The sequence below is a fragment of the Lachnoanaerobaculum sp. OBRC5-5 genome (assembly GCF_000296385.1).
Lineage (GTDB): Bacteria > Bacillota > Clostridia > Lachnospirales > Lachnospiraceae > Lachnoanaerobaculum.
In genome coordinates this window covers 235,737-262,656 of the sequence record NZ_JH815185.1, presented here as the reverse complement: position 1 = coordinate 262,656, position 26,920 = coordinate 235,737, and the positions used below count along the sequence as shown (strand labels likewise).

At 40.0% G+C, this 26,920-nt stretch carries 15 protein-coding genes; 4 read left to right on the top strand and 11 right to left on the bottom strand.

The window, feature by feature from the left end; translation table 11 throughout:
* The first annotated feature begins 63 nt into the window (after positions 1–63).
* The gene (locus HMPREF1135_RS01175; RefSeq protein ID WP_007591077.1) at positions 64–951 is read left to right on the top strand and encodes a class I SAM-dependent methyltransferase; all 888 of its coding nucleotides are present in this window, start codon (positions 64–66) and stop codon (positions 949–951) included.
* 93 nt (positions 952–1,044) lie between these two features.
* Here HMPREF1135_RS01175 and HMPREF1135_RS01170 read toward each other — a convergent pair whose 3' ends face one another.
* From HMPREF1135_RS01170 to HMPREF1135_RS01145, 6 genes are all read right to left on the bottom strand, one after another.
* Positions 1,045–2,364: an HAD-IIIA family hydrolase gene (locus HMPREF1135_RS01170; protein ID WP_007591075.1), complete on the bottom strand. Its 1,320-nt coding sequence runs from the start codon at positions 2,362–2,364 to the stop codon at positions 1,045–1,047.
* Positions 2,361–3,320, bottom strand: a complete 960-nt coding sequence (locus tag HMPREF1135_RS01165; protein WP_007591073.1) for a carbohydrate kinase family protein — start codon at positions 3,318–3,320, stop codon at positions 2,361–2,363. The genes HMPREF1135_RS01170 and HMPREF1135_RS01165 overlap by 4 nt, the downstream gene beginning before the upstream one ends.
* A gap of 51 nt (positions 3,321–3,371) precedes the next feature.
* Complete coding sequence (locus HMPREF1135_RS01160) at positions 3,372–4,778, bottom strand: sodium-dependent transporter (protein ID WP_007591070.1); 1,407 nt, start codon at positions 4,776–4,778, stop codon at positions 3,372–3,374.
* Between the two features lie 67 nt (positions 4,779–4,845).
* Positions 4,846–5,790, bottom strand: a complete 945-nt coding sequence (gene msrB, locus HMPREF1135_RS01155; RefSeq protein WP_007591069.1) for a peptide-methionine (R)-S-oxide reductase MsrB — start codon at positions 5,788–5,790, stop codon at positions 4,846–4,848.
* A gap of 103 nt (positions 5,791–5,893) precedes the next feature.
* On the bottom strand, positions 5,894–6,286 hold the full coding sequence (locus HMPREF1135_RS01150) for an RrF2 family transcriptional regulator (protein WP_007591068.1): 393 nt from the start codon (positions 6,284–6,286) through the stop codon (positions 5,894–5,896).
* Positions 6,287–6,480: 194 nt separating this feature from the next.
* Positions 6,481–8,583 (bottom strand): flavocytochrome c, encoded by a 2,103-nt coding sequence (locus tag HMPREF1135_RS01145; RefSeq protein WP_007591063.1) that lies wholly within the window; start codon positions 8,581–8,583, stop codon positions 6,481–6,483.
* A 196-nt stretch (positions 8,584–8,779) separates the two neighbouring features.
* On the opposite strand from HMPREF1135_RS01145, the gene HMPREF1135_RS01140 reads away from it, so the two are divergent.
* Positions 8,780–9,727: a 3-hydroxyacyl-CoA dehydrogenase gene (locus tag HMPREF1135_RS01140; protein ID WP_007591060.1), complete on the top strand. Its 948-nt coding sequence runs from the start codon at positions 8,780–8,782 to the stop codon at positions 9,725–9,727.
* 49 nt (positions 9,728–9,776) lie between these two features.
* Here HMPREF1135_RS01140 and sdaAA read toward each other — a convergent pair whose 3' ends face one another.
* Both sdaAA and sdaAB read right to left on the bottom strand, forming a co-directional pair.
* Entirely contained in the window at positions 9,777–10,646 is an 870-nt protein-coding gene (gene sdaAA / locus HMPREF1135_RS01135) for an L-serine ammonia-lyase, iron-sulfur-dependent, subunit alpha (protein WP_007591058.1), read from the bottom strand.
* 8 nt (positions 10,647–10,654) lie between these two features.
* Positions 10,655–11,320: an L-serine ammonia-lyase, iron-sulfur-dependent subunit beta gene (sdaAB, locus tag HMPREF1135_RS01130; protein ID WP_007591056.1), complete on the bottom strand. Its 666-nt coding sequence runs from the start codon at positions 11,318–11,320 to the stop codon at positions 10,655–10,657.
* 186 nt (positions 11,321–11,506) lie between these two features.
* Between sdaAB and HMPREF1135_RS01125 the strand changes: the two genes are divergently transcribed.
* Both HMPREF1135_RS01125 and upp read left to right on the top strand, forming a co-directional pair.
* Positions 11,507–12,382, top strand: coding sequence for a hypothetical protein (locus HMPREF1135_RS01125; protein WP_007591048.1), 876 nt, complete (start codon positions 11,507–11,509; stop codon positions 12,380–12,382).
* A 69-nt stretch (positions 12,383–12,451) separates the two neighbouring features.
* A complete protein-coding gene (gene upp / locus HMPREF1135_RS01120) occupies positions 12,452–13,081 on the top strand; it encodes a uracil phosphoribosyltransferase (protein ID WP_007591047.1) in 630 nt (209 codons plus the stop codon).
* Positions 13,082–13,209: 128 nt separating this feature from the next.
* On the opposite strand, the gene HMPREF1135_RS01115 is transcribed toward upp, so the two are convergent.
* From HMPREF1135_RS01115 to HMPREF1135_RS01105, 3 genes are read right to left on the bottom strand one after another with little or no spacing between them, the layout of a single operon-like run.
* Positions 13,210–18,159, bottom strand: a complete 4,950-nt coding sequence (locus tag HMPREF1135_RS01115; RefSeq protein WP_007591045.1) for an N-acetylmuramoyl-L-alanine amidase family protein — start codon at positions 18,157–18,159, stop codon at positions 13,210–13,212.
* 17 nt (positions 18,160–18,176) lie between these two features.
* A complete protein-coding gene (locus tag HMPREF1135_RS01110; RefSeq protein WP_007591043.1) occupies positions 18,177–25,124 on the bottom strand; it encodes an N-acetylmuramoyl-L-alanine amidase family protein in 6,948 nt (2,315 codons plus the stop codon).
* Between the two features lie 13 nt (positions 25,125–25,137).
* Positions 25,138–26,745 (bottom strand): N-acetylmuramoyl-L-alanine amidase family protein, encoded by a 1,608-nt coding sequence (locus HMPREF1135_RS01105; RefSeq protein WP_007591042.1) that lies wholly within the window; start codon positions 26,743–26,745, stop codon positions 25,138–25,140.
* Positions 26,746–26,920: the final 175 nt, after the last annotated feature.

Sequence of the window (26,920 nt, the reverse complement as noted above, 5' to 3'; positions counted from 1 at the left end):
CCGTATTAGGTTGTGAATACAACCAAGCGGCATTTTTTATAATAAAAAACAGAGAGAAAAATTATGTGGATTGCAGATAATTGGAAGGACTATGAAATACTGGATACTTCAAACGGTGAAAAGCTTGAAAGATGGGGAGATTATATACTGGTAAGACCCGATCCTCAAGTACTCTGGAATACGGAGCATAAAAATCCTGCATGGAAGAAAAAAAACGGACACTACCACAGAAGTAAGGCCGGCGGTGGACATTGGGAATTTTTTAATCTTCCTGACACCTGGAGTATCGACTATGAACTGCCTTCATCAAAAATAACATTTAATCTAAAACCTTTTACATTCAAACATACAGGTGTATTCCCTGAACAGGCTACAAACTGGGATTTCAGTTATAATAAAATAAAAGAAGCTACAGATAAAAATCGTGAAATCAAAGTGCTTAACCTTTTTGCATATACAGGTGGTGCTACTCTGGCCGCAGCTGCAGCAGGTGCCAATGTAACACATGTAGATGCCAGCAAGGGTATGGTAGGCTGGGCAAAGGAAAATATGGTAAGCTCAGGGCTTTCCAATGCTCATATAAGATGGCTTGTGGATGATTGTATAAAATTTGTACAAAGAGAAATAAGACGTGGAAATACCTATGATGCCATAATAATGGATCCGCCTTCATACGGAAGAGGTCCTAAGGGTGAGATATGGAAAATAGAAGACTCCATATATGAATTTATAAAGCTGACAACACAGTTGCTTAGCAAAGAACCGCTCTTCTTCCTTATCAACTCATATACCACAGGTCTGGCTCCCGGTGTACTGACCTATATGATGAAGAAGTCTTTAGAAGAAAATAAGCTTCCTGCAGCAAGCATAGAAGCTATGGAAATAGGTTTACCTGTAAATAAATCGGACTTTATCCTGCCATGCGGTGCAAGCGCAAGATGTACTTGGTAGAAAAAACTTTAGAGGCTGTATTTTACAATCATTTGCAGTTGTTTTTAGACTGCTGCAACAATTGTAAAATTACCGGCCTCTTTTTTAATATTCTTATCTGAAATCTTTAATTATCTTCTCCACCGCATCAAAGAGATTTTTTGCCTCAATATCGCAGTTTCTGTCGTATTTGCCGTCATTTCCTGCAAAACCTGTATCTACAAGCACGGATTTTACTCCGGCATTTCTTGCCGTCTCAAGATCCATTGTGGAGTCTCCCACCATATATGACTTTGAAAGATCTATATTATATTTCTTTACCGCCTCGTCAATCATACCGGTCTTCGGCTTTCTGCATTCACAGTCAAATTTAAGTTCAGGCACTTCACCCTCAAATCCCTTATCAGGATGATGTGGACAATAGAAAATATCATCTACAAAAGCTCCCTTTTCACCTAGAAGAGTCTTCAGCTTATTGTGAATATTGTGAAGTTCTTCAAAAGAACACTCGCCTCTTGCAATAACAGGTTGATTTGTAATAACTATTGCCAACGCACCGCTCTTATTTATTGCCTTTATAGCCTCAATGCTTCCCGGGATCAGTTCAAGGTCATCAGCTTTTGATATAAATCCCTTTGAAACATTCATAGTACCGTCTCTGTCAATAAATATCGCTCTTTGCTTATTCTTTAAATTCTTTGACTGAATAAGTCCGCTCTTTAACTCCTCTACCGTAGCATTTATTCTGTCCACGGTACCTACATCCTTCACATACTCAGGTGTATGATATGCATAAATATTTGCTCCGAGTTTAACCTGATTTGCAAGTATATCCTTTTCAAAATCTGTCTTTACAGGTTCTTTTACCAAGTCAAGCAGTTTTCTGTTTATTATATATATTCCTGCATTGACCATGTTGTCATACCAGTAATCTCTTACATTATGCTTTGAATCAAATCCTATAACTCTTCCTTTATCATCCATCCTGATAAGGTCCGAGTCATACGGATGGCCGTTTGGATGTGCCAGAAGCGTAGTCAGGGCTGAATTTTTGAAATGAAAATCTTCCATTCTGTCAAAATCCATATCAAAGAAAACATCTCCGAAAACAAGCATGAAATCCTTAGCATCTATCTTATCTTTTAAATAATAAAATGCTCCTGCAGTACCAAGCGGTTCCTTTTCAAAAATATAGTCAATCTCCACTCCGAAGTCTTTTCCATCCTTGAAGTGATCTACAATTTTTTCACCCAAATGTCCTACAATCATTACTATCTTTTTGATACCATAGGATTTTAACTTCTCTACCTGATATTCAAGTAAAGGCTTGCCGTCCACAGGTACCATCGGCTTTGGTATTTCATCATTAGTTATGCTACGAAGTCTGCTGCCCTTTCCGCCTGCCATTATAACCGCTACATCGATATTTTTCATTGCTTTAACCTCTCTAAAGTTTCATCAAGTGAAGGTATACTTACAATTCCACCTCTTTTTTCCACACAAAGACTTGCTACAGCATTTCCAAATCTTGCAATATCATACATCTGTTTTGAAGTTATATTGTCAAGATCCATATTTTCACTTAAAAATCTTGCAAGCAGACCTCCCCAGAAGGAATCTCCTGCACCTGTAGTATCCACAACATTACTCTTAAATCCCGGTACTTCAACATATCCCGCTTTTGAAACGACCAATGCACCCTTTTCTCCAAGAGTAACCACAACGAGTTTTCTTCCTCTTTCCACCAAATACTTACCTGCCTCAAGCGGTTCCATATATGGTGTAAGAAGAGATGTTTCTTCATCCGATATTTTCATAATATCCGCAAACTCAGACATCAATCTCATCATCTCCATGGCCTTATCCACACTGTCCCAAAGCGGCTCACGGTAATTGGGGTCATAGGATATAATTGCTCCTGCTTCCTTAGCAAGCTTAACCGCCTCAAATGTAGCACTTCTTGAAGGCTCATCTGTAAGAGAAAGTGAACCCACATGAAATACTTTTGTATCTGAGAGAATATCTTTATTTATCTCATCTATAGTGAGTCTTGTATCCGCTCCCGGCTTTCTTGCAAATGAGAAGGCTCTCTCTCCTGTTATTGAGAGACTTACAAAAGCCAAGGTGGTAAATACTGAAGGGTCGGTAATCAATCCGCTTGTATCAATAGGGACGCTGTCAAGTACACTTCTTAAAAAGTCTCCATGCATGTCGGCACCTATCTTACCTATAAAAGCTGATTTTAATCCGACTCTTGATACGGCGGTCAGCATATTTGCCGGTGCTCCTCCCGGATTTTGCTCAAAAAGTCTCATGCCTGCAGGTGAAAGTCCTGCAGGTGTAAAATCAATCAATAATTCTCCTAATGCAACTACATCCAATTTTTTCATTGAAAACTCCATTCTTTGTAAAGTCAAATATGAGCATATACTAAGCCGATTTTACAGGCTGATAAATCCCAAGGTATTTAATATGGCACTCACCAATATTACGATTAAAAATATCGGTGCAAATACCCTCATTACTATATTATAAAGCTTTTTTCTCTTAAATGCTGAAGAATACGAAATTTCATCATCAATTTTCTTTAATGTAATCACTTTTACCACCAAATAGCAGGTGGCAAGTGCCGCTATAGGCATCATAATAGAGTTTGTGAGGAAATCAAGGAAGTCAAGTATAGGCATCTTAAATATCAAAACAAAATCCCATATACCGTATCCTGCCGCAGATGAACCTCCGACAAATACCATTATCACAGCCATTAAAATTATAGATTTATTTCTGCTTAAATTAAGCTCATCACAGAAAGTGGAAATACTTGTTTCCACAAGTGATATGGCACTTGTAAGTGCAGCCAAAAGTACAAGTAAGAAAAATCCTATACCTGCAATGCGTCCTGCTCCCATGCTTTCAAAAACCTTCGGCAAGGTAATAAACATAAGTGAGGGTCCGGCCTTAAGCTTTGCAGGGTCACCGCCTGAGAATGCAAATACCGCGGGGATAACCATAAGTCCTGCCAAAACAGCCACACCCGTGTCCACAAGCTCCACTCTTGAAGTAGATATCTCCACATCGACATCTCTTGTCAAATATGAACCGTAGGTGTACAAAATACCCATAGCAATGGACAGAGAATAAAACATCTGTCCAAGTGCCGCAACCACCGTCATCAAAGAAAAGTTACTGAAGTTCGGAACAAAGAAATATTTCACTCCGGCCATAGCTCCTGGTCTTGTAACCGAATAAGCCGCAACAATAATTGCAAGTATGATAAGCATTGGCATCATTATTTTTGACACTCTCTCAATTCCCTGCTCCACACCTCCAAGTATTACCACAAAAGTAGCTACTGCAAATATAATAAACCAGAAAAATACTATCTTTGTATCCCCTATAAAGCTGCCGAAATACCCTTCACTTGCAAGCCCCGATACATTTCCCTTTATATACTCTACCAGATATTTTACTACCCAACCTCCTATTACACTGTAATAAGGTACAATAAGTACAGGTACTATTGCATTTATAAATCCGCCCACCTTAAGTATCTTGCTGTTTCCAAACTGATTGAATGCACCTATTGCACTTCTCTTTGTCATTCTGCCTATGGTAGTCTCGGACATAATCATTGCATATCCGAACGTAAGAGTAAGTAAAAGGTAGGTCAATAAAAACATACCTCCACCGTACTTTGCCGCAAGATATGGAAATCTCCAAATATTACCAAGTCCTACCGCAGAGCCTGCCACTGCCAAGATATATCCAAGGCCTCCTGAGAAATTAGCTCTCTTTTCATTTGTCTCTTCAAGTTTCGTCTCTTCACCGTATTTAAAATTGTCAGTCATATTCATCCCCTTTATTTTTCTTTGTTTAGACTAACATTTTAAATGCTTTTTTACAAGGACAATTTACTTAAGAAACGTACTCTATCAGATAACCATACCCCTCTTCTTCCATTTTATCCAAAGGAATAAATCTAAGTGCCGCAGAATTAATGCAATATCTTAATCCGCCAAGCTCACTTGGGCCGTCATTAAACACATGTCCAAGATGAATATCGGCATTATTACTCCTTACCTCAATCCTTCTTCTTCCAAGGCTTAAATCCTCTTTGTAATGTACCAAATCCTTTTGTATAGGCTTTGAAAAACTTGGCCAACCGCATCCGGATTCAAACTTATCTGTAGAAAAGAATAACGGCTCACCTGATGTAATATCCACATATATGCCTTTTTCAAAATTTGAGTTGAATTCATTGTCAAAAGGTCTCTCTGTAGCCGCATTCATAGTTACATCATATTGTAGAGCGCTAAGTCTGTTTTTTAAAACCTCATCATCATCCTTTTTATATTCTTCCGACCTTACTATAGGTTCATTTGCCCAAGCAAGATTTATATGACAATATCCGTTAGGATTTTTATCAAGGTAATCTTGATGATACTCTTCCGCAGTATAAAAGTTTTCAATCGGCAATACTTCTACCGCAATTCTTTCTCCATACTTTCTTTGCTCTCTCTCAATTGCCTTATTTATTGCCGGCAACTGAGCTTCATCTGTATAATAAATGCCTGTTCTGTACTGTGTTCCCACATCATTTCCCTGTCTGTTTACGCTGACCGGATCTATTATTCTAAAATAATAAATAAGTAAATCCTCAAGGCTTAATACACTCTCATCATAATCAATCAAAACCGTTTCCGCATGTCCTGTATTGTGCCTGCAAACCTCCTCATAGCTTGGATTTTCCGTGTTACCGTTTGCATAGCCACAAGTCGTATCCATCACTCCTTTAATTCTTTTAAAATATCCTTCAACACCCCAAAAGCAACCGCCTGCAAGATATATTCTGTTTATCATAATCTGCCTCCTTAAAATTTTAACTTATAAAAATATTATAGCACTTTAAAGCTTTTTAACAATTAGATTTTTTGCAATTCTTCACAAATAAAAAAGGATAAACCTATAAAAGTTTATCCAAAGTGGTTTTCTGTAATTCTCTGTTCAATGCGCTTTGTATTCTTGTAAACTCTTTGTTCAGCATACATTCTCCACATCTGTTATTGATACAATCAAAACCTTCTCTTATACATTCCGTAATACTCATGTCCTCGCCTAATGCAATACAAATATCAAACAATGTGGTATCTGAAAGGTCGCATTTTAAATAGTATCCGCCGTTGACTCCTCTCATACTTCCAATCAATTTCGATTTCAACAGACTGTTTAAAACTTTATATGTAATAGCTTGTGGTAAATGTTCTTTTTTAGCCACCTCAGTTGCCGAAACTTTTGTCCCCTCTTTTAATGCTCTAATAATTCTTACAGCATAGTCCATTTCCCTGGTTATTAACAATTTGTCCCCCTAAATGCTTACTCTGTCTTTGTAGCACACTATAGTTGCTTAACATATAAATATTAGCATAAAGCACTTATTTTATCTATGTTAATTTATGATTTTTTTTGGATAATTTTAACATAATATATACCGACAGATTTTATTTATAAAAAGCCGATATCAAAAAGACATCGGCTTTTTTATAAATTTAACTACTGCAATGTAGCATTCTTTATAGCGTCACTTATACCCTTTGAGGTAATAGATGCTCCGGATACGCTGTCAACCTTGAACTCACCGCTTGACTGCATTTTTCTCTTTATTTTCTCCATGGCCTTTCCTCCTATTTCGGCGGTTTCCTTGCCTCCGCTTATAGAAAGATCGTTTACTATACCGTTTTTAACGGTAAATGTGACTTCCACATCTCCGCCAAATCCCTTTGCGCTTCCTTTATAAGAACCGTCTTTAAGATCTGTCTTTATATCCTGTGGAACAAAGTTTGCATCTTCGTTTTCTACGACTATGGTTCTTTCGGTATTTCCGCCGTTTGCAAGTACATATCCGTTTGCATTATCGCCTGAAATACGTCCGAATACCACTATATCCGCCACGGCATTTCCACCCAGTCTGTTGGCTCCGTGTACTCCGCCTACCACTTCACCGGCAGCGTAAAGTCCCGGGATAGCACTTCCGTCTTCTTTTAAAACCTGAGTTTCAGTGTTTATCTTTACACCGCCCATTGTATGATGGATAGCAGGTTTCGCAAGTCCTGCAAAGTAAGGTGCCTTTGTAAGAGGTACTTCCATACTCTTTCTTCCGAATTCACTGTCCTCACCTGCTTCCTGCATTGAGGCGTACTTATTCATGGTAGCTACAAGATTCTCTTTGTTAATACCTGTTTTTTCAGCAAGTTCTTCTATTGTATTTGCTTCTACAATAATTCCCTCATTTATATATTTTTCTATAGCACTGAGTGATTCTCTTACCGCCGTATCAAAAACGAGCCAGCTCTCTTCATTTGGCTGCTTAAGTATTGCTGCGGAAACAACATCTCTTGTCTCAAGTTCGTTTACAAAACGATTTCCGTCGTCATTTACAAGTATAGCACCGTTACCGCGAACACCCTCTGTATACATTGTTGCGGTATTCGGATTTACGGTAGGATGAGTTTGAATCTGCTCGATATCTGTAAGTCCGGCTCCCAATTCAAGTGCCATTTCTATACCGTCACCTGTAGCTCCTGAATGGTTCGTTGTAATAAATCCTGCAAGCTGTGGTGCATATTTTACCACCATATCGGGATTTGCTCCGAAACCTCCTGTAGCAAGTATGACAGCCTTGGTATTTATAACAAACTCTCCGTTTTCATCTTCGGCTTCCACCCCTGTTATCTTACTGTCCTTATCGGCAATTATCTTTGTAGCCTTGGTTTCAAGTAAAACAGGAATTCCAAGTTCATCAAGCTTTGCGTTTAAGGTCTTTACAAGCATAGGTCCTACCGCAGATGTATCACTTGGTCTGTGTATTCTCTTTACACTTGCTCCACCGAACTGAGCAACTACAGAAAGATCTCCGCCGATTTCATTTACCCAGTCAACTGCTGCAGCCGAATTTTTCACCAAAGTTCTTACAAGATCGGGGTCGTTTAAATTCTTTCCGCCCTTCATTGTATCTTCATAGAACAAATCATTGCTGTCCTCTATACCGTCTCTTTTTTGATACTGAGTTTCAGAAGCGTTCAAACCGCCTGTAGCCCTTACGGTGTTACCGCCTGTAAAAGGCATCTTCTCCAAAATAACTACATTTGTAGCGCCTTTTTGTGCCGCTTCTATCGCCGCACTCATTCCTGCACCGCCTGCACCTATTACTACAATATCTGCAGACTTTACTTCCATATTTTCTTTAACTTCTTTACCTCGAGCCTTCAGTAAAGCCTTTTTCAACGCTCTTTTCAAAGCTGTGGAAGTGACTGTTGCACCGCTTACAGAGTCAATCTCGGTATCAAGCACTGTTTTCATCTGTGCATTGAGTTTTTCAACAGCAGCTCCTCCTATATCCGGAGTTTCCTTAGACCCTTCAAATGAAATATTTTCTATTCCGTTATCTCCGACTGTTACTATGGCTTTTACCTTGCCACCAAATCCCTTTTCCGTAGCGGAATATGTACCGGCAATATATTTGATATTATCTTTTATAGTCTTTCTGATACCATCAGTAACCGGAAAAGCTATTATAATAGTAATAACAGCGGCCAAAATCATTAAACAGAGCCCTAAAGTGTTACCACTGTTTCGTTTTTTCGGTTGCTTACCCATTTAAAACCTCCTTAAACCTCTTACAATTTACCGGTACATTATATACTATATTTTCATAAAGTTAAAGTTTAAAACTTTAACAGTACGGTAAAATATATTCCCAAAATTATATAAAAGTGTTATAATATTTTATACAATTAAATATTGTACATTTACAATAATCTTTGTCCTTTATATAGGATATTAAGGAGGTAATATGAAAAATATAACAGTTGCAGGCGGTGGCGTACTTGGCTCACAGATAGCTTTTCAATCAGCTTTTTGCGGTTTCAATGTAAAGATTTGGCTCAGAAGTGAAGAGTCTATAGGAAGAACAAAGCCAAAATTGGATAGATTATATAATATTTACAAGAATACATTAAGTGAGGCTAAGAAAAGTATTGGTTCCGGAGTCTCATTGCCAAGAGGTTTGGCTCCTGATTCCGGATCCCTTACGGAATCGGATATAGATAAGCTTCTGGAAGCTACAGAGAAAGCCTACAAAGAAATAATTCTTACTACAAGTTTTGAAGAGGCTTGTAAGGATACAGACCTTGTAATTGAAAGTATGGCTGAAAATCCTGAAGCAAAGAAGGAATTTTATAAGGCTTTGGATCCACATCTTGAGGAAAAGACAATAGTTGCCACAAACTCTTCAAGTATGATTCCAAGCCAATTCCGTGATTGTCTTAGCAGGCCCGAAAAATATCTGGCTATTCACTTTGCAAACAATATATGGATAAGCAATACTGCCGAGATTATGGGGCATGACGGTACAGACAAGGATGCATATGAGGCTGTAGCAAAATTTGCATCGGATATTAAAATGATTCCGCTTCGACTTACTAAAGAACAACCCGGATATATACTAAATTCCATGCTGATACCTTTCTTAAATGCAGGACAGATGCTGCTTGCAAAGGAAGTCGCAGATCCTGCTACCATTGATCTTACATGGAGACTGGGCACAGGATCACCCTACGGTCCTTTCCAGATTCTTGATATAATTGGTTTAAATACAGCCCTTAATGTAGTATCAAACGATCCGCTTTCAAAGGATCCAAGTACTGTTCAAGGTAAAATAAAAGCTGTTCTTGAAAAATATATTTCAGAAGGTAAAACAGGTATAAATGCCGGTGAAGGATTCTATAAATATAATAAATAATTAAAATAAGCGATTACCCGATATGTAGTTATATCGGGTAATCGCATTTTTAGCTACAACCTCCGCAGGCATCACACGCGCTTTTTGTCACCGCACATCCTCCAAGCGCCGTTTCTCTAAGTTCCACCGGCATTCTCTTGCCTACTTTATACATTGTATCAAGCATTTCATCAAAAGGTATAAGCTGTTTTATTCCCGCCATTGTCAGCTCTGCAGCCACCAAGGCATTTGCCACTCCTGAAGCATTCCTGTTTTGGCATGGATATTCTACAAGACCCCCTACAGGGTCGCATACCAATCCCAGCATATTCATAAGCACTGTTGATGATGCATCCAAACACTGAGAAGGACTTCCTCCCATCAGTTCAACCGCACCTGCAGCCGCCATGGCTGCCGCCACTCCCATCTCCGCCTGACAACCGCCTACAGCTCCGGCTACGGTGGCGTTTCTCATGGCAAGATATCCTATTGCCCCCGCCGTAAATAATGCATCTATTATTTTCTCATCCGGAAATGAATATACATCCTGCATTGCCAGCAACAGTCCCGGTACCACACCTGATGAACCGGCTGTAGGAGCTGCGACTATAAGCCCCATGGAGGCATTGCACTCCAAAACGGCCATTGCATACATTATTGCCTTTGAAAGTACCGGGCCACCCATATTTTTCTCCTGCTTTTGATATTCGCTAAGCTTTTTTGCCTCACCTCCTATAAGTCCTCCCATTGATTTTATGGGTGTATTTATAGGTAATGTTGAAGAGTCTCTCATAATCTCAAGAACTCTTTTCATCTTGTTTATTATTTCTTCTTTTGAACTTGTACTCTCGTCACATTCCCTTATTTTCATTATCTCGGCAATCGACATGTTTTTCTTATCACAAAGTTCCAAAAGTTCTTTTGCATTAATAAAATCCATAATCTCTCCTATTGAACTATCCTTACCTGTGATATATGTTCATTTTTATACAGTCCCGGTTTTATATCGGGAGGTATCATTTCATCCGATTCTATAATAGTATATGCCTTATTTCCCTTTGACTCTCTGTAAAGCTTCATAAATGCAATATTTATATTATGCTCACTTAAAATCTTACTGATATATGCTATAACTCCCGGCCTGTCACGATGTACCAAAATTATGGCACTGTACTCACCTGAAAAGTCGATATCTACCTGATCTATCTTTACTATTCTTACCTTTCCGCCACCAAGTGATTCACCTCTGACTGTAACCTTTCTGCCGTCTTCATCCTCCATACATACATCAACCGTATTCGGATGAATCTCGGTAAGATCACTGTTTGGCGTAAATTTATACTCTATTCCTCTCTCGGCGGCAATACTGAATGAATCACGTATTCTTACATCATCCGTACCAAATCCCATAAGTCCGCCAAGTAATGCTCTGTCCGTACCATGTCCTTTGTAAGTCTTTGCAAAGGAGCCGTAGAGTATAAACTCTACCTTTTTGGGATTTCCTCCTATCATTTTTCTTGCCAAGAATGCAATTACACATGCTCCTGCCGTATGTGAACTTGAAGGCCCTATCATATTCGGCCCAAGCACATCAAAAACACTGATAAATGCCATATTATCTCCCCAAAATTAAATTTTGTTCTACTCATTCGCATTATTTTAACATATTTAAAATTGAAAGCAAACATATTATAAAAACTATAAGGTCGGTATTTTTTAAAATCTAATTTATAATTAAGATTTCTTTTTTCTGTTTTCATGTATAATGTACTTAAAGAAATCAAATCATATGGAGGTAAAATGAAGAAACTATTATTATATTTAACAATTCTTGCATTGCCTGTGATAAGTGCAGGATGCAAAAGTAAGGATACTTCAGATTTGAAAAGTATTATGACTACAGAAGCTAACGGTGCCATGTCACCTACTACTACCGCTGCCGAGGGTGCTAACGGTGCTATGTCACCGACCACCATTGCACCTACAAGTGACAGTAAAGAGTCTACCTCTTTGGCTGAGACAAAATCCGGTAAAACAACTACCGCTGATAAAAAATCATCATCAAAATCAAGCGTTACCGAAAATGCACAGAGCTATTCCAAGGATAAATCAAAAATCTCCTATCCTAAACTTAGCGGAATTGACTCTAAAATAGAATCATCAGTGAATAAAACTATTTCAGATAATGCAAGACTTGCTTTGGATTCATTTACTTCAAATGCCGGTTCAACTGCAGAATTAAAGTATAATGTAAAAAATCAAAGCAGAAACAGAATGAGCATAGTTTACACCGGAACGCTTAAAGCAGGAAATGAAAGTAAAAAGATTATTTTTACAAATAATATAAATCTTGATACAGGTGAAAGTATCGGACTTACTGATTTTGCCGATCCGCTTACCATTGCAAACTATATACTCTCAGATGATGTTGAACTTGAAAATGCTACAAACTCGCAGGCAGCCGGCTTTACGGAATACAAAAAGAATTTAACTGTGGACACTCTAAAAGCTTTACTTGAGGATGCAGATTTCCCTCTTATAAAGAAAAATGATGTGAATGAAGGTTTTCCGAAGCTTTTCTCTTATGAATCAGGCGGTGATATTTTTATCTCCATACCTCTTTCTCATGAGCTTGGTGACTATGTACTTGTAAAATATTCTCCAAGCACTAAATAATTTTTTCTATGTACTTATGTATTTATTTGCTCTATAATAAGGGAAGCAAATTTTAGATTGAGGTGTAAAATGTCAAAAGTTTATATTAATAAGCATCCGTTGGTTCAACACAAAATATCAATTCTTCGTGATAAGAACACAGGAACCAATGAATTCAGATCTCTTGTAGGTGAAATTGCAATGTTGATGGGATATGAAGCCTTAAACGACCTTCCTACAGAAGAAGTTGAAGTAGAAACTCCACTTGAAAAATGTATGACTGAAATGATTTCAGGTAGAAAAATGGCAATAGTACCTATACTTAGAGCAGGACTCGGTATGGTTGACGGTATATTACAGCTTGTGCCGGCATCAAAAGTAGGACATATAGGACTTTACAGAGATGAAGAAACTCATACACCTGTAGAATATTATTGTAAACTGCCAAGTCCTATTGAGGAGAGAATAATAGTGGTTACAGATCCTATGCTTGCAACAGGTGGTTCCGCTATAGATGCTATATCTCAGATCAAAAAGCATGGCGGTAAGAAAATAAAATTCATGTGTATTATAGCCGCACCTGAAGGACTTAAAGCTCTTGAAGAGGCTCATCCTGATGTACAGATTTATGTCGGTCATCTTGACAGGCAGCTTAATTCAGACGCTTATATTTGCCCGGGACTTGGAGATGCCGGCGACAGAATATTCGGAACAAAATAAATAACAGCAATAAATTATTCCGGCCACCTTCTGGTGGCTGTTTTATAAAAACAGAGGAGCCACACTTTCGTGTGACTCCCCTTTTTTATTTCGGACTGAGAATATCTACAAGTTTTATAAACTATATATTATCTCCAAGCTCCGCTTTCATTTACATGATAACCGTCAGGTGTAGTTTCATTCTGATACATTGAACCAAGAGGTCTTGAGTTCACATTACCATGATTCCATCTACCTGTTACATTATCAAAGAACCATGTCTGTGCAGGTGCTGTAGGATTGAGGAAGTAATACTCTCCTCCTATCTTGCTCCAGTTTGTATGCATAGCACCGCTTGAAGAATCAAGGTAATACCATCTTCCGTCCTGGCCGTCATGATGCCATCCCTTAATCATCTCACCATAGAATCCGTTATGATTCATTGACAGATAATACCATGTACTTCCGTCTAAGAACCATCCTGAATTCATGATTCCGTCTTCAGCAAAATGATACCACTCAGACTTTGTCTTTCCTTCATAAGTGTAGCTTAAGTACGCCCAACCCTTAGCTCTTCCGCCATTTGTAAGGTTGAATACCCACTTGCTGCTGTCAGGATTTGCTGTAGCTTCTACAGGATTTGTAAGCTCCCAGTTACCGTCGTAGCCTACTCTAAGACCTGATGTATATCCGCTTGATCTTCTGCTTGCATTTCCTGATCCGCCGCCTGAACCGCCACGGCCTCCTCGACCGCCGCCACCGTTTGGTACTCTTCCGCCTGCATCAACCACTGCATCATTAAGTGCCTTAAGTGCTGCTATAAGCTCAGGTGTAGATGACTTTCTGTTCATTCTGTCAATTACAGCCTGTGCCGCATTGATAGCCGCCTGAAGTGCTGCTCTCTTTGCCGGATCATTGATTCTGTTTAACTGATTGTTTGCATTCTTGATAGCCGCCTTTAAATCAGCCTCAGCTTTTCTACGCTCAGCCTTATCATTTGAATAGTAAACATAGATTGTCTCATCCGCTGTTACACGAAGAGTCGGATCATAAGGATCATACATTCCTCTGTCCTTACTTAATCCCTCGTAATGCCATGTAATACCGTCATTGTCTACATAGTCTGACTGTATTGCGCTTGCATAGAGTGACGCATAATCGTTTACTACCTTATTACTTGCTATTGTAAGTCTTGTTACAAGGTGATTATCTCTTCCGTCTATTACTTTTACCTTAAATGTGCTTGCAGGTAAAACATATCCGAATACATAGTTCATTCCGCTCTCAAATTCAAAGTTGAACTCTCCTGTGTATGCACTTCCTGCATTCTCATAATCTCCATGTTCCTCATTAAAGGTAGGAGCTGTTGCTGTTGCATTTGAAGGCGTTGCTGAATAGAACTTATACTCTCTATCCTGCATCAATACACCTGTCTCAACTACTCCTGATAACTTTGTTCCACTTGGTAAAGCATAATCTTCCCATGTACTTGTTAAAGGATTTTCCTTTTGTACTCTTGCACTTACCTGGAATTCTCCTCTATATGAGTCATCCCCTATAGCATCAGCCATCTGAGTTCTCAAAGTACTTCCTACAGGTGTCTTATCTATTACTATACGGAAGTTTCCTGAGTCTGTAATAATCGGCTGTATAATTCCAACATTTCTGCTTGGACTTACTCCGTTATTATACTGTACAGGAGCCCATGTCTGTCCCGGTGTTGAATATACCGCCTGTATTGTTACAGGGTTGTTTGGCATATCAAATGTCAAACGCTGATTTGTTGCCGCATTCATATTTGGCAGAGGTCCGCCGCTAACGATATTCCAATGATCAAATAATTGGCTGTTATTGTCAAGACCGCTTGCCTCTATCTCTACCTGTGTATCTTTTAAAAGTCCCTGTAAAACTGCAGGATCTGTTGATGCAACTCCGTTTATCTTGAAGTTACTTATTGCCGGTGCATCGTTTGCAATAGCTGTTATATTAAATCTGTTTACAGCCAATCCGATGTTTGATGTATCAACAGGTAATGATGCTCCGTCTGCTATACGTGCTGCAGGTGTCACATTTGTTCCTGTTGTTCGTGGTACAACTCTGTATATTGTATTCGGATTTAAGTTATTAAATGTTATAGATGCTCCCGGTGCACTTGGTGTTGTAAACGGGTACACTACATTTCCTGACGGATCTACCAATGCATAGTCGGTATTTGGTGATGTAGGATTTATCGTTATTATCGCCTGCCCTGCATTTGAAGGATCCTGTGATACTGTAGGTGTAACAGCTACAGGTATTGTAGCCGGTGCTGAAGGTCCTGCTACAGTTGCTATACTTGAAGGTATCGGTGCTCCTACTACTATACCTCCGGCATCTGTTGTAGGAACTGTACTTACATGATAAGTATTTCCTGCCTGTATTGCAGGATCTGTAACTAAACCGCCCTCTCTCATTACATCCACGCCTGACATTGTTGCTACAACATTTCCTGAAGGATCTGTTATAACATATGTAAGTCTTGAATCCATCTGTGCAGGTGTTGCAGGATCTATAGTTATTGTAGGCTCTCCTGTTGTAGGATTTAAACTTCCTGTAACATTTGGTACATATGGTGCTACCGGTGTTGTGCTCTCTCCATAAACATATAAATCTTTTCCTGCAAGTGTTGAAAGATCTACAGTTGCGGTATCTATCGGTGTAAGGTTCAATCTTCCTGTTGAAGGATCTACTGTACCCTCATACCACTTCGGTGTATATCCGGCTGCAACACTTATACCGTTATGAGCCTCATCTGTATAATCCTGAATCTCACTCCATGGAATATTAACTCTATCTACTCCTGAAGCATCTTTTCTAGGTATCTCCGCTACACTTCCGTTTAACAGTCCTATATGGCTGTCTCCCTCATGTAGAGTAAACTTATACCATGCATTTTGATCTTTCTTAAAGTTGGCTATAAGAGAGATTATATTTGTGGTTCCCGGTGTTATCTGTGTTAAAGTTGCCTCACCATTTGCATCAAATGTTACCTCTTGACCCTTATATGTCCATTTGTCAAATAAGTATCCTGCATTAGGAACAGGTGTAGGTAAGTCACTTCTCTTTATATCAAGATCATACTTAAGTGTAGCAGGATTGATATTCTTTCTTATCAACCTTGGGAATGTTCCTCCGTTTGTAAGATAGTTGTCATATGTAATGCTGCTTCCGCCGCTTGTTACATAAAGATCTCCACCTTCCAAAGACGCTGCCGATAACTCTGTAACGGCATTAGGATCTTGAGTATACTTTACTGTAAGTACAAAGTTGTCTGTAGGTCCGTTTGTTGATACCACATACTTAGGGCTTGCAGCACTCCATGTGGCATATAAGCTTGATATAGGAGTTGTATATGATGATGACCAGCTTGCCGCATCATCTACCTCTATACTTGGATGTGCCAGGTAACTTGTAAGCTCAGGTGCCTGTATTGTCATGTTGTATGCTGAACCTGTATTGTTTGCCTTTGCATAAATCATCTGTACAGGATCTGTTCCGTTTGCTTCTTTATAGAATGTTCCTGTTACTTCTGTTCCCGGTGCATCCGGCACTGCATTTCCTGCATCAGCCAACTTATCAAGCACCTTCTGTGTTATGTTATTTCCCTGATCATCCTCATACTTTACCTTTAAAGTTACAAAGTATGCAGGGTTCGGTATGTAGTTAAAAGTAATTGTAACAGGCTGATTAAGCATTGTTCCCACTACTTTTCTTGCATCTACATCATGTCCGGCATCTCCTACCATATTTGCTTCGGTAGTAATCTTTCTAAGATTATTTGCCGCATCATCCTTTGCAGGAATCAAGTTTCTTATAACACTTGGTGTTCCGCCGCCTACTGCCGGTGATGTGAAATATCCGTCCGCATTCGGTTTTCCGTTACCATATGTTACCGTTATTGGGTTTGTAGCATCAAGGATATATCTTGCAGGAGTATAGTTTGTTGTTCCTGTTGCAGGATCTTGAAACTTCTTTGGTAAGATAAGGTTTAAATTACCCTGAAGCGGTACATTCTGGCTTGTTCCGTATATTGTTGTCGGTATATTTGTTATATCCTCGATCTTTTTTCCTGCCTCAATTGCTGCAACTTCCGTAACTGTACGAGGCACAGTATATAATGGTGAGTTAGCATCTGTTTGTACTGTTCCGGCAGGTAATCCTGCATGATATGTAGCTACTGCTGCTGAGTTCTTAAACACAGAGTCCTGTACTGTAATACCGTTTGTCTGAGTAGGGTCAACAACATACTTATATGTTATCTCTACACCTTTATTTATAGATGTTCCTGTAACATACTTTGAGTCCGTATCATACGCTATATGTGTTTTTGATACATCAAAGTTATCCTGTAAAACAACTGTCTTACCGCCATCACCGTCATCTGTAGTACTTACATTTACTACTTTATATCCCGGAATTGTAAGAGGTGCCACTGATATACCTGACATTACAGGCACATTTCTATCAGGTACATTCTTAAATGCAGGAATTGCACTTGCATCATCAAGTCCCGGTATATAGTATCCGCTTGCAGCACTTGATTTTACATGATTGACCTTATAATAATAAGTCTTTGTATTATCAGGTCCAAGCTCTGCATAGTATGTCTGACCTCCATATGGATATATTGCAGGTACCTGATTCATATAAGGACTTGCTATACCGTTATTCTGTCTTGGATACCATGCTGTAATCAAATATCCGGTTAACCCTCTCTGATCCCAGTTAAGTGCCGATGCATCACCGGTTGCCTGGAATGTTTTGGTTGCATCAAAAGCTCCGCTGTCATTCATATATGGCAGTGCAATAGCACCTGTTCCGGTGTTTACCTGAAGTCCTGCAGGTGCCGGTGCTGTTGGAATAACAGCTCCTGCTGTTCCACTCAATGTTAAATCACTTGCAAAACGATCTACCGATTCATTCTTTCCGGTAAAATTAAACTGTATTTCTCCTGCTCCCGGAGCAGCTGCATATGCCGGCATTGCCGGTGCGAGCATGGCAAGAGCCATACTCGCAGACAATGCGGCAGTCAATTTTGCTTTTATTGTCTTTCTTTTCATTTTTTCTCCTACGTCACTTAGTTCCAAGCACCGTTTGCATCTACATTATATCCGTCCGGAGTCTTCTCTCCCGCATACATAGATCCAAATGGTCTTGCACTATTGTTTAAGTAGTTCCACTTGAAAGCATTGGCATCCCATGTATAAGTATTTTGCGGAGTATTGGTATTAAAGTAATACCACTTTCCGTCAATCTTTTGCCATCCGACAAGCATTTCGCCGTTTGAATTCAGATAGTACCATCTTCCGTCCTGCGGATCTTTATGCCATCCTGTCTTAAGGATACCTGTATTATCATTCATGTAATACCACTTATTTGTCTTTTCATCCTTTACCCAACCTAATACCATCTGGCCAAGCTCAGGTCCCGGTGTTGTGTTCATATAATACCAGTTGCCGTTCTTTGAGTCATATACCCAACCTGTTGCCATTGTTGAGCGTCCGTCAAAGTAATACCAACGTGATACCCTCTTACCTGTATTGTCGTTGAATGTGATCATTCCCCACATATCATTAAGTGGTGTTCCTCCGTTAAGTACGAATGACCATCCGCCTGTTACAGGATTTTTCTCCCAAGCACCGTCTACACCAAGTACGAATGCTCTTACATTACTGTTTTCATTGATAGCTGTGTTTTGTTGTGACTTCTCTCCAGGTGTCAAAAGTTTACTTCCTCTACCTGATGAAGAGTTACCGCCACCGCTGGCACCGCCGGTTCTTCTGTTTCTGTCTCCGGCTCTGTCGGCTGCTATCTTTGAATACTTGTCAATAAGTCTTCTAAGTGCATCTATTGCCTGCTGAAGCTCTGCCCAGTTTGCCTGTCTGAGATATGTAGTTCCGTCAGGAGATACAAGATCTCTTGCCTGTATAAGTGTCTCAACTGCATGTGCTATAGCCTCATTAAGCTCTGCCACCTCTGCTACCTTAAGGTATGGGTCTCCTGTGAGAATCTTTGCCTCTTCTATAGTACCACCAAGATCTACTCTTGCCTTTGCAACTTCTTTTCTGTTGTCGGAATAGTATGCATAAACAATTGTTCTCTTTGTTACAGGACTTGTTGTGTCATATACTGAAAGCTTATCTTCCTTCTTTGACCAGTTAACATAGTCATACTGTACACCATAGATATCTTCAAACGGTGTTACAAGTCCGTTTGCTACGTTATTTTGTGCATATGCCGTAACTACCGCATAATCACTTGAGTAGTAAGCATCCTCTACATTCTCTTTTCTTCTTACCTTAAACTTCTTATAGAAGTTTCTGCTTGTATCATTTAAGTGTAAATGATCAAGTACAGGCTTATTATCTACAAATGTTACCTTAAATGTCTTTGAATAAACAAGTACATATGAATGCTGCAAGTTACCTGTGAACTTAAGAAGTCCCGCATTGTTTGCTACATCTGTTGTAATTGTTATATCTACAGGATTGATATTACCTAAGCTGTCAGGTGTCACATCAAATAACTGGTAGTCAAGCTGATCTACGTCTTCTGCAGGAAGCTGTGCTATAACATCTACTGTTGCATTTGATGCTGTTGCAAGTATTCCGTTATTTACAAGTCTTCCGTTTACATATCTTTCAAGCTTGATATCAAGCCCGTATGCTGTTGTATGTGCATCCGGATGATCAACTCCCGATACTGAAACAGGCTTTACAGCTGTTTTCTCATTCGGTTTTGCATCTCTCTTGTTAAATACTACCTTGTATTCTACTGTTGCACCGTTCACACTGTTAAGTGTTCTGTCAAGTGGTGTTGTAAGATCATGTGCAAGTCCCGGTATCTGACCAGGGATAAGTCCGAACTCTCCTACACTACCGCCTCTTATTGTCTCTGTAAGGTCCGCATCATCTCCCGCTACCTTGGTAGGTTCGTATACAGCCTTAAGTACAATATTTGAATTTGAAAGAGTAAATGAGTAATCAGCCTGTGTTATATTTCCGCTAACTCCTACCGCTCTTCCTGCAAGTACCTGCCAGTAAAGGAAGTTCTTGCCGTTTGCATCTACAGGATCTGCATGGATTACCACTCCTTCTCCTGCTTTTGCCTGATCGTATGTGTCATTTCCTACACTTGTTGTTCCTACAGTTACTACACTTCCGCCCTTTGTCTCTACTACATACTTAGGTGCGTCCGCCATATCTCCAGGATTTGCTATTATCTGATTTCCGTCAGGTAGCTTTGTAAGCGGATTAGGAATTGAGCTGTCGCCCTTCTTTCTTGCCACTACCGTGTAGGTCTCATTTGGATTTAAGTTGTTGAAAGTAACTGTTGAAGGATTGTTTCCTACCGGAGTCATCCATCCGTTGTCACTTCCCGGATACTGCACTACATTTCCGTTCTCATCTATAAGCGCATAGTCTGCGTCAGGATCTGCCGGATTGATAACGATCTGTGCCATACCGTCATTTTCAGGATCATATCCTATGTTGTAGTTATTATCTACTGTAGGAACATATACATCCTGTGGTGTTGATACCGATGTACCTGTTATAGAAGAAATCGGCTGACCTACAGTTGCTACCGTATCAGGTGTTCCTTCCTGTACATTGTAGTGTGCTCCCGGTATAAGGTTTGGAACTACCGTTCTGTTTCCTGTTGAATCTCCCGGTACCACTGCTACGATATTTCCGTTCGGATCACTTATTACATATACATTACCCGGTGTTGTACCGTCTATTACTATCTCACCGCTTCCGTCATTTCCTATACGACCTGTAGGTGTGATAGATCCTATACCTCCAAATACGTTTGGATCCTGGCTAAAGAATGCTGTATATGTTGCATGATTTGTAAGTGTACTACTTCCCTGCATGAAGGCACCGTTAGGATCCTTCCAGCCGTTAAACAAGTAGTTTGCTACAGGTGTAGCTGTCGGAAGCTGTCCTGTTATCTGACTCCATGTGTAATCAAACGGTATATGAAGTGTTGCAGGTGCCGTGATAGAACCGTTACTTCCTGCCACGAAGTTGATATCAAACCACTTACTTGGGTCTTCTACAAACTTAGCATATACAGTTAAAGGTGTAGGATCTGTTGTTCTAAAGAAGTCCGTATCTCCTACCGGCTGTGTACATGCCGCATCCTTATACCATCCGTCAAACATATAGTAACGATTCGGTGTTACACTTGGCACATAGTTTAATGCCTTTATCTTGCTGAACTTATATGCTCTTGCATCTCCCGCGCTTGTTCCGTCACTTAATAAGATGCTGTTTGCTGTTGTTGCCCCTACACTACCGTTGTTATATGGTGCCGATGCTACTGCAAAGTTGATACTTGTCCACTTTGATGCATCTCTGCTTAACATCCAGTCCACCTTTGTAGGTGTTGCAGGTGGAAGTACAGGCATTGTTCCTGTAAACTCTCCGGTTGTATTATTTGTTATACTTCCCAGTGTTGTAGGATTTTGATCTACGCTTGAGCTTGTGTCCCAAACATATCCGTATATCTTTTCAAGATTTGCTCCTGATGTCGGTAATCCTTCCACAAATGTTGTTCCCGCCATATGTGGTACAACCTCACTTGCAAGTACCGTATTATCAACTCTGTCAAAGTATCTCTTTATCAGGTTGTTTCCTGAATCATTTGTATACTTAAATACTATTGTTACATTCTGGTTAGGCATCTTTGCAACAAAGTTACCGTTTGCCAAATCTTCATCAATTATAAGGTTATTTACTCCGTCATCAATACCGATTGTATATAGCGGTGTTGAAGGAGCTGTTCTACCCTGTGTAACTGTAAATGTAGAGTATGAGAATCCTGTAATATCATTCTTCTTTGCAGCACTAATCTGCTGCTCTGCCAGTCTTGTTACTGTTGTTGTAGGTGCTATTACATTACCCGCCAAATCCTCATGTCTTACTTCAAATGTAAATCTCTGTGAAGGATCTACCGAATACTTATAGTAAAGTGCGATTGCAAGCGGAGGCATACTTGTTATAGTAAGTCTTCCCGGATGCGCATCTGTAGCCGGCGCTATAGTTCCTGTAGCCGCTGTATTAGGTGTCTTTGTTCCACTGTCATATATATATCCCGGTATAGGTCCTATAGGATCCTTTGTAAAGTTGTCAGCTACATGATGTGTATTGTCAACATCTGTAAAGAATGTAATAGGAGTTGACAAACTCTTGTTTGTAAACTTTCTTGTGATTGCAAATGTTCCCGATCCCGGTGTCCACTTTGCATAGAACTTTTTAACTCCTGTTACAACAGGTGTCGGGAAAGTTCCGCTTGGATAAGGTATCACAGTACCTATGTCTGTATCACCTGAATCAAATATACCATTTCCGTTTATATCATTGTACTGTTGCCATCCTACAAGATCATATCCAAGCCTTGTACTCTGCGGAACTGAAATATTTGATGTGGCTCCTGTAGGTTCCGTTTTATCAGGAACCGCTGAACCGCTTTGTGGATCAAACTTATATGTAGCCTCATCTTTAATAAGATTGATTCTAATACTTACATTCTCACCCGGCATTGTACCTGTTAAGTTTCCGTTTGCATCTATTGATATCGAATCCGGAAGGTTCATAGCCGGATTTGCACTTGCATCATACTTATATCCGCTGATTGCAGGAATGTTATACTTTATCTCACCACCTGCAGGCGTTCCCTTTGAATAAGGGTTTGCATCTACATAGTTTTGTGTAGGAGGTACAGGTAAAGGTATTGTAAAATCTGCAAAGTTAAATGATGAACCGTCAGGCTTTAAATATGTCAAAGCAAAAGTGTATATAGTTGCATGTAAATATATAACCTTTGCATCCTCCAATGTTCCGGCTGCTTCATGTGCCACAGTCTTTACACCGTCTCCGGCTCCTATAGTCTGTCCTGAAATATCGGATTGGAAGTTTGCAGGAGAATATGGCAATGAGCCTCCTGACGTTCTGTCTGCATAGTCTGCCAACACGCTACCTTCAGTATTTGCTGTAGGTAGTGCATCACCTGTCATTCCTATTCCCATAGTTCCTGTTATAGAATTTCCAGATTCTACAAAAATAGGCTTCTTCCTTATTAAAACGTTTCCGTCTTTTGTTTTTACATCTGCAGTACCAAATGTACCGTTGTACATCTTTGAACCTGTAACATCAAGACTTCCGTTCACTGTAATAGGATATTTTCCTGTCGGTAAACCGGAATCTGTTGAATCAATAGCTGCACCGTCATCCAAAGATATATTGTTTTTAATAGCAGCGCTTCCTCCTGCAGCATTTATATCAAGAACACCGGTTCCTGAAATCTTAAATACTGAAGGTACTTTCGCTCCTGTTACCTTAAACTCTTTAATAACCGTTCCGGCTTTTACACTTACCTTACCTTTATCAAGATCAAAAGCAGGCGCTGTAGCAGTCGCATGGTCCTTATTTCCATCAACTATAACGTCACGGAAATTTAACATTGAGTCGTTATCACCCATCTTAAACAACTCACCTGTAAAACCGTCAGCTCTCTTTAAAGTGGCTGTATTTGATTTTATAGAAGGGCTAAACTTATGATATCCTGTATAACTTGCCAAACCCGGGTTATTAAAGTCTGCTGTCTGAATAGTTATCTCAGTACCGTTTGGAATAGTTAAGGTTTCATCAATCTTCGCATCATTTTGCAAATAGATATATGCCTTCTTGATTCCTCTTGCACTGATATCAGCTATAGCTTCCTTTACTGAGTTTATAGGTCTACCCATAAATCCTGCTATAATACCTGAGCTGCCGTCCACACCTGTATTGCCTGAACCGTCAGATACATAATATACAGAAGGCTTTATGGCAATCATAAATGTGGCGGTTTTTTGCTCCCTTGGCTTTAAGTTAAAGTATGCTGAAAATGCCGCAGCACTATCACCGGCATTTACCATTCCCGGGAATCCCTGTGAGAATACCCAATCTGTATGATAATGACTTCCTGTCTGTATATATCTCATACCCCAAACACGGTTTTCACTAGGGTCATTTGAATCTCTCTTTACCATTCCGGCTCCGTTTCCTGATGAATATACATCAAAAACGGTTAATGGATAGGTTGAAGATGTATGACTTTGGAAATGAAGTCCTTCAAATTTCTCTCCTGCACCATGTCTTGTAGTGAAAATAGGAACATCATCCTGAGAAGGAAGCATAGTATCTGTCTCATTACCGACCATAAAATCTATGGTATCTGTTGCACTAGGGTTGTATGCAGTATACTGTACCGCAATATACTGATCGTCATCAGAAGGTTTGATTTCCTGTCTGAGTTCTATTGTCTTTCCACCGTCAGTCAATGTCAAAACTTGACCATTCACATAAGTATGTCCGGCAACATGAAGTTCCTTCTTTCTTGAAGTACCCTGAAACTCCGTTGTCTGTGGCTGAGCGCCGTTCCATACAGTTGTATATACATCTGCAGGACCTACTGCAGGATTAGCTGCATTCGGCTCTGTGTATACAGTAGCACCTGATGCCGCATAATCTGTAAGCTCCGCATTGGTTCCTATACGGTATGGTCTACCAAACGAGTAGTATCCATGCCACCAGTTACTACCATACTGTGTAAATATATCCGGTCTGGCGCCCGGTGCACCAGTCTGAACAAATGTAGCACCCGGATAATATCCTCTTGTATTATTGGTTCTGTCTTTTGAACTCTTTAAACCGCCAAGTCCAAAGGTAAATGTATCTTCTCCACCTCGAGCGCCATAACCATCTGTACTATTATGCCCGTCAGCATTACCAAACGCAAATGTAGTTGAATCCGATGAGCCGTAAGTAAATGATCCCTTTGAAGGGCTAGAACTATCTTTAACCTGGCTTACCCATTTATTACTGTTTCCGTCTCCGGGACTTAAGTTTGAGTTTGGTGATAATCCTGCCGCCATCGCAGTCATATTGCCCAGTGGCGCCCCTGTAAGGACCATGGCTCCTGCAAGCAATCCGGCAGTCGCCTGCTTTACCTTCCTTATTAAATTATTTTTCTTCATATCTCTCCTCTAACTATCTGTCAAAGAGAACAAAATCACTGTCCAAGTTGTTCAATCCGTCTGTGGCATATGTGATTTCCGCTCCCCATCTGTCATGTCTGTCAGCACTTGAATCGTAGTGATAGAATCTTCCGTTCTTCTTTCTCGGTCTGTCACTGTCACTTACTCTTGCTACGAACTTTGAGTTTGAAACTATTATCCAGTTTCCCTCTCCGTCCTTAAGAATCTTTGTGCCTTTGACTACTTTACCGTTTGAGTCTACGACTACATACTCGCCGTGACCTGTTCTTGTATCCTTAAGAATACCGTACTTAAGGCTTGTGTCAGCATCCAGTCTTAAGCCGTTGAAGTAGAACTTACCGTCGCTCTTTGCAAGTGTGCATCTTGCTCCGATAGCCTTACCGTTGTCCTTGAAACCGAATACCACGTTTTGATCTCTAAGAGATACTGTAACCTCACCGGTAATCATTGAACCGTCATTAAGCTCATCTGTACCGAAAAGATATAAGCTTCCTCTGTCGATTGCAGCTATAGGTGAGTTGAGAGCGTCTGTAAGGAAGTCTTCCTTTGTCCACTCATCTACATCATATTTGATACCGAAAGTATCATCTTCCAACATGATTACAAAACCTGTCTGCATACGTCCGATTTCATCAAAAGCGTATCTTCTTCCAAGTACTGTAGCTATTTTATCTTTAATTACACTACCGTCTTTCTTTGTTCTGAACCAGCTGTGCTCTTCTGTATCATAGTCATGCTGACTCATAACTTCATTCGGTACTGTAAATGTCCAGTAATCGTCTTTAAGCTCACCGTCTGTATCAAGTGAACCGTACTTTACTTTAGCATTGCTTGCTGTAGCTCTTATGTTTGCGTTGGTCACGGAAAGTTGAGGTATCATTACACCGTTCTCATCAAACAGGTATGCTTTACCGTTTATCTCTCTCTGCCTTGACTGATCTGTGCTGCTTGCAGCGTACTTTCTTCCGTTAGCGCCGAAGTACAGCCACATCTCATCATACTCACTGTAGTTTCTCTGTCCGAGTTCTGAATATCCCGGATTCTCTCCTACCTGTGAATAAAGTAACCATTGGTCCGCATACATTGCTCCGTCATCACCGAAGTAGTATATTGCACTCTTAAACGGATTGTCATCTTCTACCGCTTTGCCCTCTGCATCAAAGAATCCTGTCTGCATTACTCCCTCTTCATCAAAAAGATATCTCTTTCCGTTGATTTCATGAGTATATACTCTTCCGTCTCTGCCCTTGTACGCTTTTCCGTCGGCACCGAAGTAATACCATGCATCATTATCGTCGATATCTTTTGCAAGAACCCAACGATTAGCTGCCATTACACCGTCGGCATTCAAATAATAAATGCCGTCTCCTACGGTAACAATTGAATCCTTTACCATGTTACCGTCATCACCCAGATAATACCACAGGTCACCCGACTTTCTCCAAGCCTCGGACACTGCATTATTGGCATTGTCCAGATATCTCCACTCACCGCTTGAGTTATCCCATCCTTCTGCATGCGCAGTGAACGGATTTGCCCAAAGGAAAAGAGCGGAAACCGCCAGTAAGCCCGCTTGACTTACTACCCTCTTTTTCTTCATCAAACCACCTCCTTGATTGTGTATCAACCGGAATATAAGGTCCTATACCATGCTCTACATGCATACTCCCATATCACTGTTTAATGTATCTGCATTAAATCAGTCTCTTTATATCCAGTTAAATTATTTATATATTTTCTCCATGCAAACAAAACAACCCACAAAGATGTGAGAA